Source organism: Lysinibacillus sp. COL-1, from assembly GCF_059814265.1.
On the sequence record NZ_JCAWSJ010000004.1, the window covers coordinates 1,486,023 to 1,498,335 of the forward strand.

The following is a 12,313-nucleotide window of genomic DNA, read 5'->3' on the forward strand; positions in this document are numbered from 1 at the left end:
ATTTATATGGGAAGAGTATTCAAATCAGTGGATGAAATACAGTTTGATGGCGTCCGTTTTATCGATGCTCGCTTCGATCTTCTGGACAAAGAAGCTGGAAAAAAAGCATTTGAAGAAGGACATGCAACTGGTGCTATTTATATTGATTTAGAACAACAGTTATCCGATATGGACAGTAAGGACGGCCGTCACCCGATGCCGAGCAAAGAAAAGTTGACTTCCGTATTTCAAGAATTAGGTTTACGCTATGAAGATCAAATTGTTGTCTACGACCAGGGAGCAGCCCCGTTCGCTCCGCGCGCCTGGTGGATGCTGACATACGCTGGTTTCCCAAATGTAGTGATTGTCAATGGCGGTGCCCCTGAGCTAGAGGCAAAAATTCCGTTCACCAAGGATATTATAAAATATCCCCCAACGATCATAGAATTTGATTGGAAGGATGAACTATATGCGCCACGCCAAGCGGTAAAGGCAATAGTAGACGGCGAAGTACAAGCAACCTTGCTCGATGCACGTGCAGCTGAACGTTATCGTGGCGAAATGGAACCACTGGATAAGGTAGCAGGCCATATTCCAACCGCAAAAAACTTTGACTGGGAGCAATTAAAGACAGACGGCCAATTAAAAGCGAACGACGCATTACGCCAAAAAGTTACGCCTGATGAGCAGATTGTCGTCTACTGTGGTAGCGGCGTGACAGCCTCACCGTTATATGCAGTGCTAGCAGATGAAGGCTATGAAAACATCCAATTATATGTAGGCAGCTTCAGTGATTGGATTACCGCGTATGATGTGGAAAAAGGCACAAATGAATAATTAAATTGAAACGCTCACTTCGGTGGGCGTTTTTTTAGCGCTTAGAGAAGTGGATAGAATGCATAAATTGATGGATAGAACAGAAAAAGAGGTGGATAGAAAGCTTAAAGTAAAGGATAGGCTCCATCGAGGTGGATAGAATGTGCAAAGTGAAGGATAGAACAGAAAAAGAGGTGGATAGAAAGCTCAAAGTGAAGGATAGGCTCCATCGAAGTGGATAGAAAGCTCAAAGTGAAGGATAGGCTCCATCGAAGTGGATAGAATGTGCAAAGTGATGGATAGAACAGAAAAAGTAGTGGATAGAAAGCTCAAAGTGAAGGATAGGCTCCATCGAGGTGGATAGAATGTGCAAATTGATGGATAGAACAGAAAAAGAGGTGGATAGAATGTACAAAGTAATGGATAGAACAGAAAAAGTAGTGGATAGAACGTGCAAAGTGATGGATAAAACAGAAAAAGAGGTGGATAGACTGCTCGAAGTATCAGATAGCACGATTAAAATAGAAAAACGTACCTAGAGAATTAAAAATGAACACTGTTTACTTTTTAAATTTAAGATGATAAAATATTCTTAAAATTTAGAAAAGGAGTGTGTGTATTGGTGCATGTTGGAGAAAAAACATATAGTTTTCGAGAATTTATTGACAAAAGAGATGCTATGAATGATTTAGATAATCCTTTTTTATTACAAGTTTTGCAACAGTTTTGTCATGAAACATGGGATGAGATGCTACCGAGACTAGAGCCTTTTGTGGAAAAAGTATCATCGGACTGGCGTGCAATAGCTGCTGAAAGTGCACGTCCGGAAAATCAGCCTAAAATAAGACATTACAATGCATATAATGAGCGCATTGATCGCATTATTCGTTCAAACCAGATGCAACAAATGGAGAAAGACATATTTGGACAGGGTCTATTTTCTAAGGAACAGTTGAAAAATGAAGGGATCATTAAGCGCTTTTTTTTACATGGTAATGGAGAAGCTGGTATTACTTGTCCACTAGCATGTACAGACGGACTGGTTGCTTTAATCGATTATTTCAAGGAGGAGGTTCCTGATGAAGTAAAGCGTATATTTGAGCATGTGACAGAAGGCTATGAGGGACATTTTGGCATCGGTGCACAGTATATGTCAGAGATTCAAGGGGGATCAAACATTCCAGCGAATGTACTAATGGCTAAGCCTGAGGGCGATCATTATCGGTTATTTGGCAATAAATTTTTCTGCTCAGCGGTGCATGCCGATTATGCTGTAGTGACTGCGCGCATCGAGCACACTGATGATATTGCGGTGTTTATTGTACCTACTTGGCTTCAAGGGGATAAGGAAAAAGAGAAAAGAAATCATCACGTGATCAATCGTTTGAAATGGAAAATTGGTACTGCAGAGTTACCATCAGCAGAAATCGATTATCAAGGCGCTATTGCTTATCGCGTAGGCCCACAAAATAGAGGTGTTGCTCTTGCTGTTAGTATTGTTTTAACCCGCTCAAGGTTGGATATCGGATTTGCTAGTGGTGCTTTTTTAATGAGAGCAGCACAAGAAGCTAAGCTATACGCAAGCTTTAGATCAGTATTTGATCGGCGCATTGATGAATTTCCAATGGCTGCAGCACAGCTTGAGGATTTAGAATATGCTGCTAAACGTATTGTAGGCTCAGCCTTTTATATTTACCAAGCGTTTCTTCAAACACAACAAGAACCTAATACTCTTGAAGCGTTCGTTGTGCGTGAATTAATTTTATTGCAAAAAATTTATGCTTCTAAAGAAGCTGTAGATAAGCTAAGGTTGGCTATTTCTATTTTTGGTGGACATGGGGCGATTGAAGATTTTTCAGTCATTCCAAGATTGTTTAGAGATAGTCTAGTGAATGAATTATGGGAGGGGCCAAGAAATGTTTTATTATCTCAGATATATAGAGATCTTGTGAAGATGAGACCGCAAATTTCTATTTATGATTTAATTGCTAGTATTCTTGTAGATAGCTCGGAGAAGGAAGTAAAGCGGTTTGCAGAGCAAATCGAACAATTAATGCAGGTGAATTTAACCGCGTTACCAAACTTTGAAAATCGACAAGCAGCAAGGAAATGGGAACAAATCTGGGAAGAGATATTTACCTTATTCCAGGAGCAAACGATAAAGGATATAAAGGATTTACCAATTGCACTAGATTAATATGTGGACAAAAATTGTTTAGGGGTGACAATTATGAACATTAATATTGGTAAGTTATTACGGGATCGTGCAGTTTTAATGGGGGAGAAGGAGGCTTTTATTCACAAAGACAAGCGGTGGACATTTCAACAAATGAATGCGAGGGCCAATGGCTTTGCTCATTTTTTAAAGAAGCAAGGTTTTGCTAAAGGGGATCGTCTAGCGATTTTATCCAAAAACAATGAGGATTTCATTGCAGTGTTAATGGGAGCAGCGAAAATTGGTGTCATCACCGTTGTTTTAAATTGGCGTCTACAAGTGCCGGAGCTTCAATATATTGTGGAGAATAGTAAAGTAAAACTCATTGTTTATGATGTTGATTTTGCGTCAATGATGCAAGCATTACAAGTACAAGGTGTCAATACTGACATTCTATCACATGCAACTGTCCCTTCCTTGCAAGCTATTTTTGAAGAGAACAGTCAAGAACCTGTTTATGATGCAAGTAATGATGACGTAGCGCTTATTATGTATACATCGGGTACAACAGGTAAGCCAAAGGGAGCGATGATTTCCCATAATAATTTATTGGCTGCTGGGATGGGGTTATCGCAAACCATCGATTGGTGGGAGGATGATCGTTTTTTAATGGTGGCACCATTTTTTCACATAGGTGGCATCGCTCCGCTCATCACAAATATTCTGTGTGGTTGTACAATGGTACTCATGGAAGCGTTTGAGCCTATGGCAGCTTGGAAAATTGTCGAACAAGAAAAGATTACGACCATGATGACAGTACCAACAATGTTAGCATACTTATTAAAAACGTATGAGGTTGCTAACGCTGACTCATCTTCTATTCGTAACATTACCTGTGGTGCTTCATCTGTGCCTGTGCCACTTATTTTAGGATTTCGTCAACTAGGTATTCCGATTCAGCAGGTATATGGTATTACGGAATACACAGGGGCAGTAACAATGTGGAAGGAGCAGATGAATAAAGATAAGTATGATTCTATGGGAAAATCGATGATGCATGGTGAAATAGCCGTAGTTGATGTGAAATCAGGCGAAGTGTTACCTGCAGGTGAGGTAGGAGAAATCCGCTTACGTGGCCCACAAGTGTTTGTTGGCTATTTCGAAAATAGGGAAGCGACAAAGCAAGTATTAAAGAATGGTTGGTACCATACTGGAGATGTTGGTTATATAGATCGTGATGGCTACTTATATGTTGTTGATCGAATAAAAGATATGATTATTAGTGGCGGAGAAAATATTTATTCTGCAGAATTAGAATTAGCTCTTGCCAACCATCCAGCTGTTGCTGATGTAGCGGTGATTGGCATGCCGGATGAAAAGTGGGGCGAGATTCCAAAAGCTTATATAGTGGTAAAACCAAACATATCGATAACAGAAGCGGACATAATGGCGTTTTGTAAAGAAAATTTAGCTTCTTATAAAGCAGTGAAAGAAGTAGAGTTTGTTGAACAGCTTCCTCGCAATGCTGTTGGAAAATTACTCAAGCATCAGTTAAAGCAGGTAGTCAAACAACCATAAAAAAATAAAAGGCAGGTATTATTTTTCCTGCCTTTTTATTGTATGGACCAAAAGATTTGTTAGTTGCTTAATATGTTGCAAATTGGAGTCTGATGAACGACCAGGTAAATTTTTATAGGTAATTAATAGGCCATTTAACGATGCGAAAAAAAGTTGAACAGTATGTTTAAGATGGTCATCAGGGAGATGTTGTCTTAAAGCTTCTCTGAAAAGTGAAAATAACTCATCGATTATGTCATGTAGCTCTTGTGAGACATTGCCATGTTGTTCGTTTTCTAGCATGAAATAGGTCATCATATGATATAAATTATCGTGCATATACATGTATTCTATATATTTTGTTGCCAGTAATTCGAGTTGATGATCTTGTCCCTCGACGGTTTGGTGCAATACGTTTAAAAGGCTAGAGCTTTCAATTTTAAATGCCGTCATAAATAAATGTTGTTGGTCATCAAAATATTGATAGATTAGACCTGGAGAAACGTTTGCATGTTTAGCGATAGCCCGCATGCTCACCACAGCAAATGACTTTGAACTAAATAATTCGATAGCGGCATTAATAATATTTTCTCTATTGATCGTTTTCTTCTGTTGTCGTTTGGATACATGCTGAACCTCTTTTGTCTCCATAAGTATTGCTCCTTTACATTTTATATAAATAAGATTCTATAAAAAACATCAGATATTGACAATCAAATTACGTGATACTCAGTGTAATAAAATTGTATTTTTTAAGATAAATGGATTTTTTTGTGTTAACTGGGAGGTAAGCAAGTCCAGTTAACACGCAACTGTAAGAGTGTTAAAAACTTTTCATCATTGTTAGTTAGAAATTTTTACAAATGACTGGCAGGTAGTCATACATTGCTTTTGCTGACTGTCAATATATGTTTATTTCTTTATGTGTTAGCATTTCGGAAAACGTGTAAAGAAAAATTCCGTTGTTGTTACCTATTCGCAAAAATGACTCGCCATTCATTATATGCTACACTTTTTTGTACAAGGGGCAAAGGGGGAAGAGGATGTTTACACGTGAGAAAAGTATAGAGATTGAACAGCATCGTGATGTACGATGTGCACATGGTAAAGTAGCAGTTCAGGGGATTGGCATGAGTGTGTACAGTTTTTTTGTGGATGGGTTACTGATTGATACAGGCTCCTATTCGCTGTCGCAGGAATTCCAATCCTTTTTTAATGAAATACCGATAGAGCAATTGGCCTTAACGCATTCTCATGAGGATCATGTAGGCAATGCTGCATGGATTCAACACCATCATAAAAATGTACCTATCTATATACACCGAGATTCAGTCAGCATTTGTGCAGTGGATGGAGATTATCCGCTTTATCGTCAGGCACTGTGGGGGGAACGACCGGCGTTTGTTGCCCAAGCAATTGGCGATACTATTCAAACGAAATCAGCTACATGGGATGTCATTGAAACACCTGGGCATACAACAGATCATTTGTCGTTTTACAATCGGGAAACAGGTGCTATGTTTACAGGAGATTTGTTTATCCAGCCAAAGACGAAGGTTGTGCTTGATGAAGAAAACATCGTACATACCTTGGCGTCTTTGAGGAAAATAGTCAACTACGATTTCGATGTCGTCTATTGCTGTCATGCGGGCTTTATAGCAGATGGGCGAACAAAAATACAGGAAAAAATTGCTTATTTAGAAGACATGGAGGGAAAAGTAAAGCAATTGTTTATGCAAGGTTATACGATTGAAGAAATGACCAAAACAATTTTTCCTCGTGATTATCCGATTACGAAAGTATCTGGGGAACAATGGTCTTCCAAGCATATTATCACGGCTTTTATCCATCACTTTACGCAGGAGTCCTTAACATAAGGGCTCTTTTTTTGTTGGTTAGCTGTGACTTACATAAATACTTTGAGATACATAATAAAAAACTTTGTGAAAAAATGTGAATAAATTGTGACAAACTCAATTAAGACAATGGATGCGCTTACATAAGTTTGTGAAAAAATTCTCATTTACATAAGAAAAATACTATGTGAAAAGATGAACAGGTGAAAAGGCTACAGTTGTACATTTTATGCGACGTAATATAGAACATTAATTATCTCAAAATAATTGATTGTGAAGTGTTTAATTTGACAGAAAAATATATTCAAAGGCATTAAATACTGTATTTTTGAAGGATAAAATAAATTGACAGAAAATTTGTTGACTATGTTTTCACAAAGTATTATGATTCTGAAATATAATGAAAAACAAAGGGAAAAGGATGGGATGGAATGGACGTAATGAAAAAAGCATTAGAAATGCATGCACACTATAGCGGAAAATTAGAGGTTATTTCGAAGGTGCCAGTACAGGATTCTTATGATCTTAGTTTGGCTTATTCACCTGGAGTAGCAGCTCCATGTGTGGAAATTGAGAAAAACCCATCACTTGTCTATGACTATACGATGAAAGGCAATATGGTAGCTGTTGTTTCGGATGGCACGGCAGTTTTAGGCTTAGGGGATATTGGACCTAAAGCGGCATTACCAGTAATGGAAGGGAAGGCGATTTTACTAAAGCGTTTTGCCAATGTTGATGCTTTTCCAATCTGTTTAGATACGAAAAATACGGATGAAATCGTCAGTATTGTGAAGGCGCTTGCCCCGACATTTGGTGCTGTGAACTTAGAGGATATTTCAGCGCCTAGATGCTTTGAAATTGAAGATCGCCTACGTCAGGAATGTGATATTCCAGTATTTCATGACGATCAGCATGGAACAGCGATTGTTGTAGGAGCAGCCATGATTAATGCCAACCGTATTGTGAAGAAGGATGTTGCAACGATGAAGATTGTGATAAATGGTGCTGGTGCTGCGGGGATTGCGATTTTACGAATTCTTGTACAAATGGGCTACAAAAATATTTATATGTGCGATACAAAAGGCATTATTTATGAGGGACGTACAGAAGGGATGAATCCGATTAAAGAAGCAGTAGCTCATTTAACTAATCCAGAAAAACTGCATGGCACACTGGAAGATGCGCTAACAGGTGCGGATGTCTTTATTGGGGTTTCTGTCGCAAATTTATTAACAGAGGCACACATTGCATCCATGAATGAAAATCCAGTCGTCTTTGCCCTAGCCAATCCAAATCCTGAAATTACCTATGAAAATGCTAAAGCTTGGGGTGTGCGTATTATGGGCACGGGTCGTTCAGATTATCCAAATCAAATTAATAATGTTCTAGCATTCCCTGGTATTTTCCGTGGGGCCTTAGATGTGCGAGCAACGGATATTAATGAGACGATGAAATTAGCGGCAGTTGAAGCCATTGCTTCTCTTGTAAGTGACGCCGAATTAACAGAGGAATATATTGTACCGAAATCTTTAGATGAGCGTGTTGTGGCAATCGTTTCACGAGCTGTAAGTGGCGCTGCTGTTGAATCGGGCGTATCGGAACTATTCCAACAAAGTACAGCTCTATCTGTCTAGTGAATAACCCCTTTCTAAACAGATAAAGAAAAGTGATAAACTTTTCTTTATCTGTTTTTTTGTGTGCTTTGAAAACCCCCTGCTATGCAGGGGGTTCCGGAAAGCTTTTAGCTATGGACAATAAAAAAACTCCAAACGTACAATAAAGTCAGGTCTAGTCAACCGACTTCGTACGAAAGGAGCCACCATAAATGGATAATAAAAGTTTAGCACATACAACGTGGAATTGTAAGTATCATATCGTCTTTGCGCCAAAGTATAGAAGGCAGATTATTTATGGTCAAATTAAAGCAGATGTTGGAAGAATATTGCGCCAATTATGTGAAAGAAAAGATGTAGAAATCATAGAGGCAACAGCCTGTCCTGACCATATTCATATGTTGGTAAGTATTCCTCCGAAATTGAGTGTATCTGCGTTCATGGGTTATTTAAAAGGGAAGAGTAGTCTAATGATTTTCGACCGACATGCAAATTTAAAGTATAAATACGGTAATCGTCAATTCTGGTGTCGAGGATACTATGTGGACACAGTCGGCCGAAATAAGAAAAAGATACAAGAGTATATAAAAAATCAATTACAAGAAGATATCCTGCAAGATCAAATGACGATGAAAGAATTCATTGACCCATTCACAGGAGAAGAAATCAAGAGAAAGAAAAAATAAGTAAGCCGCTTTAGCGGTTTGTGTGAAAACGGAGTGCGGTTGGCAGACCATTCAGAATGTCTTTAGACATGGGCCAGTACCCCAGCGTTTCACGCGCAGAGCAAACCACCAGTTATACTGGTGGTTCTGATTTTGTGATTTAATGGCGAATATGCTCGAAAAATGTTGTTGTTTGATTTTTTATGTAATAAAATGAATATGAATAATGTAATAATTTACATTTTCTGTTTTAGAGGAATAACTGCTTAATTTTTCAATTTTATTGTGAAAATTAGGTCTAAAGTACATATAAAATGAAAGAGGTGTTGGCCATATGAAATCATTATTTCAATTTCGATCCATTAAGGCGAAGCTGATTGCTTTCTCTTTGCTGCTTTTATTGATTCCCCTTATTATTCTTGGCTTTTCAAGCTATCAACAAAGTAAAGCAAATTTAGAGACAGTAGGAAAAGAGAATTTACGAAACAGTGTAGAAATGACCATTGCCATGATTGAGCAATTCAATCAACAGGTAGAGGCAGGCAATCTATCCTTAGAGGAAGCGCAAGAAAAAGTAAAGATTGCGATTTTAGGTGAGAAGGATAGCGAAGGAAAACGACCGATTAATAAAGAGATTAAGCTAGGCGATAACGGCTATATATTCGTCGTAGACCAAAAAGGGAACTCCATCGCACACCCTAACATAGAGGGCTCTAATGTCTGGGATGAGCAGGATGATAGTGGCTTTAAATATATGCAAGAAATCATTGCCGTTGGGAATGATGGTGGTGGCTTTGTAAGCTATGAATGGGCATTACCAAATACAGATCAATTGGAAGAAAAGGGTGTTTATACAGAAACAGACCCTTATTGGGGATGGGTCATTGGTGCGAGTACTTATTTAATGGATTTCAATAAACCAGCAGAAAGTATTTTAAAATTAACAATCATTGTGATTGCTATTGCGGTTATTGTGGGCATATTTGTGATTTGGCAATATGCAAGTAGTATGGCAAAACCGATTAACCGAGTGGCTCAAGCTATGGAACAGTTTGCGCAGGGTGATTTATCTCAAGACAGCATATCTATTCGATCAAAGGATGAAATAGGCAAGCTGGCAAATGCAATGAATCAAATGCAACAGAAATTGAAGGATATGATTCATAATATCGCGCAAGCTTCTGATTTGATTAATACTTCTAGTAAAGAACTGACACAATCAGCAAATGAAGTGAATATGGGAGCGGAGCAAGTGGCGATTACGATGCATGAATTAGCATCAGGTGCAGAAGGACAAGCTCATCATTCGAATGAATTAACATCCTTGATGGAACGCTTCACGGCGGATTTACAGGAAACGAATCAGCATGGTGCTCATATTCATCAATCCTCTGTGGAAGTATTAGCATTAACCAATGAAGGAAGTCAGCTAATGACATCCTCCAATTCTCAAATGGTGAAGATTGATAGCATTGTGCAAAATGCGGTAGAGAAAGTGAAAAATTTAGATGCCCAAGCTCAGGAAATTTCAAAGCTGGTCGTTGTTATTAAAGATATAGCAGATCAAACGAACCTGCTGGCTTTGAATGCTGCCATTGAAGCGGCTAGAGCTGGTGAGCAGGGCAAAGGATTTGCAGTGGTGGCAGATGAAGTACGCAAGCTGGCAGAACAAGTAGCGTTTTCAGTTAACGACATTACATCAATTGTCACGAACATTCAGCAGGATTTTGATGTTGTCACAACCTCTTTAGAGGATGGTTATCAAGAGGTTAAAGAAGGAACGAATCAAATAAAAGCTACTAGCGAAACGTTTAATACAATTAGTTATTCCATCAATGATGTAGTAGAAAGTGTTAAACTAATTTCAACGAATTTATCGAAGGTTACAGAAGACGGCCGTAAAATGAACAACTCGATTCAGGAGATTGCTGCGGTAGCAGAGGAATCTGCTGCAGGTGTTGAGCAGACAACGGCTACAACGGAAGAGACAAGTAGCTCTATGGATGATATGGCAGGAAAATCTGCCCAATTATCAGAGTTAGCCTTACAATTGAAAGCGTTGATTGCCCAATTCAAACTATAGCCAAAAATCTCCCGCTCTCTTCAGAGAGGGGAGATTTTTTTAAATCATACCAACACCGATAATGCCGATGAGAATGATAAAGAAAAGAACAAACAATACAACGAAAAGAATAATTCCTGGAATAAAAATAGTGAAGAAGGCCATCCAGTTAGAGATTTGATGTGCTTCGGCAACAACACCTACTGAAATAACAAAAGACCAGATACTAACAACGATGGTTACTAAAATAGTTGGCCAAAAAATCCACGGCAATGAACCGATAAAGTTTGGGTCTAATAAAGAATCTGGGGAAGTTATTAACCAAATTAAATAAAGTGGGATTAGTACAATAAATGGAATGGCTGTAAGGCTCAATCCTTTAAATAAGTCCGAATAAGTACCAGTGCCTTTGAATAATTTACCAAATAGCCATGAAATGAGGGCGGAAAAAGCCGTACCAATAATCCCAGCGATTGGCGCAAAAATAACACATAATAAGGCTAAAATCCATGGTGAGAGATTAGGGAATAATTCCGAATCAATCAGCCCTGACATAAGAGAGCCGATATAACCAATAGACAAAACCAAAATGGCAAAGCCAATCGATTTTTCATTAATCATATAACGAGCTGCTTGTTTTGGATGCATCCAAACTGCTAAAAACGGATTTAGTTTAGGCCTCTCTTCTTTCGGTGTCTCCGTATAGTTTTCCATTAAACTACCTCCAAAATTATAGAATAATTGCTTATTACAATAGTTAATATACGAGTGGTGGAAGGAAAAGTTTCGTCAAAAATAAAAAAAGAGCCGCAGCCGACTCTTTTTCATAATTGCTTCTATTATTCAGCTAACATCATTTTTTCAAGCTCTAACGGTTCAATATATTCTTCGCCTTTGTAAGCACGCATATTACCGCCAGAAATTTCATCAATTAATAAAATATCATTTGTTTTAGCATCACGACCGAATTCTAATTTAATGTCATACAGTGTTAAGCCTTTTTTAGCAAGCTCTGCCGCCACAAATTTTGAAATTTCAATTGTACGTTGTTTTAAAATGGCGTATTCTTCGTGAGTTAACAGGTTTAACATAGCTAAAGCATCTTCAGAAATAGGGGGGTCTAAACGATCATCATCTTTAATCGTTACTTCCACAAAAGAGTCCAGCTCCTGTCCTTCCTTTACATAAGCACCATAACGGCGTAGGAATGAACCGACTGCCTTGAAGCGGCAAATGACTTCTAAACCTTTCCCAAAAACAGTTGCTGGTTTCACGGTCATAGTGGCATCCTCAAAGTTTGCGTCAACATAGTGCGTAGGTACACCTTGTTGATTTAATTTCGAATAGAAATAAGAAGTTAAGCGCAAAGCAGCTAAGCCCGCACCGTCAATCGTTAAACCAACAGTATTAGCACCTGGGTCAAACACACCATTTTCTCCTGTAACATCATCTTTAAATTTTAATAAATAATGGCCGTCTTCTAATTTGAACACATTTTTTGTTTTACCTGTATACAATAATTCCACAAAAAAACCTCCAATATTTCATAGTACTCCAAAATTATAACACGAATATTTCAAATGTTTAATAACAAAAACGTTCGTTTAAAA

General features: G+C 38.3%; 11 protein-coding genes. 8 read left to right on the forward strand and 3 right to left on the reverse strand.

The genetic code is table 11. The annotated features are described in order from the left end of the window. Positions 1–6: 6 nt before the first annotated feature. The 4 genes from AC6BKE_RS15500 (at position 7) to menE (ending at position 4,528) form a co-directional block, all read left to right on the forward strand. On the forward strand, positions 7–816 hold the full coding sequence (locus tag AC6BKE_RS15500) for a sulfurtransferase (protein WP_340810819.1): 810 nt from the start codon (positions 7–9) through the stop codon (positions 814–816). A 386-nt stretch (positions 817–1,202) separates the two neighbouring features. Next, positions 1,203–1,334 (forward strand): hypothetical protein, encoded by a 132-nt coding sequence (locus AC6BKE_RS15505; protein WP_342535501.1) that lies wholly within the window; start codon positions 1,203–1,205, stop codon positions 1,332–1,334. 83 nt (positions 1,335–1,417) lie between these two features. After that, on the forward strand, positions 1,418–2,992 hold the full coding sequence (locus AC6BKE_RS15510; RefSeq protein ID WP_499858314.1) for an acyl-CoA dehydrogenase family protein: 1,575 nt from the start codon (positions 1,418–1,420) through the stop codon (positions 2,990–2,992). A gap of 33 nt (positions 2,993–3,025) precedes the next feature. Then, positions 3,026–4,528 (forward strand): o-succinylbenzoate--CoA ligase, encoded by a 1,503-nt coding sequence (menE, locus tag AC6BKE_RS15515; protein ID WP_249646000.1) that lies wholly within the window; start codon positions 3,026–3,028, stop codon positions 4,526–4,528. Between the two features lie 18 nt (positions 4,529–4,546). On the opposite strand, the gene AC6BKE_RS15520 is transcribed toward menE, so the two are convergent. Then, positions 4,547–5,158, reverse strand: coding sequence for a TetR/AcrR family transcriptional regulator (locus AC6BKE_RS15520; RefSeq protein WP_499857174.1), 612 nt, complete (start codon positions 5,156–5,158; stop codon positions 4,547–4,549). Between the two features lie 392 nt (positions 5,159–5,550). Between AC6BKE_RS15520 and AC6BKE_RS15525 the strand changes: the two genes are divergently transcribed. From AC6BKE_RS15525 to AC6BKE_RS15540, 4 genes are all read left to right on the forward strand, one after another. Next, complete coding sequence (locus AC6BKE_RS15525; protein WP_058844659.1) at positions 5,551–6,384, forward strand: MBL fold metallo-hydrolase; 834 nt, start codon at positions 5,551–5,553, stop codon at positions 6,382–6,384. 410 nt (positions 6,385–6,794) lie between these two features. After that, a complete protein-coding gene (locus AC6BKE_RS15530) occupies positions 6,795–7,997 on the forward strand; it encodes an NAD(P)-dependent malic enzyme (protein WP_342503973.1) in 1,203 nt (400 codons plus the stop codon). Between the two features lie 191 nt (positions 7,998–8,188). Beyond that, complete coding sequence (gene tnpA / locus AC6BKE_RS15535; protein ID WP_036129052.1) at positions 8,189–8,662, forward strand: IS200/IS605 family transposase; 474 nt, start codon at positions 8,189–8,191, stop codon at positions 8,660–8,662. Positions 8,663–8,975: 313 nt separating this feature from the next. Continuing rightward, the gene (locus AC6BKE_RS15540; protein ID WP_036118264.1) at positions 8,976–10,724 is read left to right on the forward strand and encodes a methyl-accepting chemotaxis protein; all 1,749 of its coding nucleotides are present in this window, start codon (positions 8,976–8,978) and stop codon (positions 10,722–10,724) included. 39 nt (positions 10,725–10,763) lie between these two features. Here the strand turns inward: AC6BKE_RS15540 and AC6BKE_RS15545 are convergent, their stop codons facing one another. After that, positions 10,764–11,417 (reverse strand): Yip1 family protein, encoded by a 654-nt coding sequence (locus tag AC6BKE_RS15545; protein WP_036118261.1) that lies wholly within the window; start codon positions 11,415–11,417, stop codon positions 10,764–10,766. Positions 11,418–11,542: 125 nt separating this feature from the next. After that, positions 11,543–12,229: a phosphoribosylaminoimidazolesuccinocarboxamide synthase gene (locus AC6BKE_RS15550; RefSeq protein ID WP_340808760.1), complete on the reverse strand. Its 687-nt coding sequence runs from the start codon at positions 12,227–12,229 to the stop codon at positions 11,543–11,545. Positions 12,230–12,313 lie beyond the last annotated feature (84 nt).

Coding starts and splice junctions, on each gene's coding strand:
- AC6BKE_RS15500 (WP_340810819.1), top strand. CDS start 7: ATGGGAAGAGTATTCAAATCAGTGGATGAAATACAGTTTGATGGCGTC.
- menE (WP_249646000.1), top strand. CDS start 3,026: ATGAACATTAATATTGGTAAGTTATTACGGGATCGTGCAGTTTTAATG.
- AC6BKE_RS15540 (WP_036118264.1), top strand. CDS start 8,976: ATGAAATCATTATTTCAATTTCGATCCATTAAGGCGAAGCTGATTGCT.
- AC6BKE_RS15505 (WP_342535501.1), top strand. CDS start 1,203: ATGTACAAAGTAATGGATAGAACAGAAAAAGTAGTGGATAGAACGTGC.
- AC6BKE_RS15520 (WP_499857174.1), bottom strand. CDS start 5,158: ATGGAGACAAAAGAGGTTCAGCATGTATCCAAACGACAACAGAAGAAA.
- tnpA (WP_036129052.1), top strand. CDS start 8,189: ATGGATAATAAAAGTTTAGCACATACAACGTGGAATTGTAAGTATCAT.
- AC6BKE_RS15525 (WP_058844659.1), top strand. CDS start 5,551: ATGTTTACACGTGAGAAAAGTATAGAGATTGAACAGCATCGTGATGTA.
- AC6BKE_RS15530 (WP_342503973.1), top strand. CDS start 6,795: ATGGACGTAATGAAAAAAGCATTAGAAATGCATGCACACTATAGCGGA.
- AC6BKE_RS15545 (WP_036118261.1), bottom strand. CDS start 11,417: ATGGAAAACTATACGGAGACACCGAAAGAAGAGAGGCCTAAACTAAAT.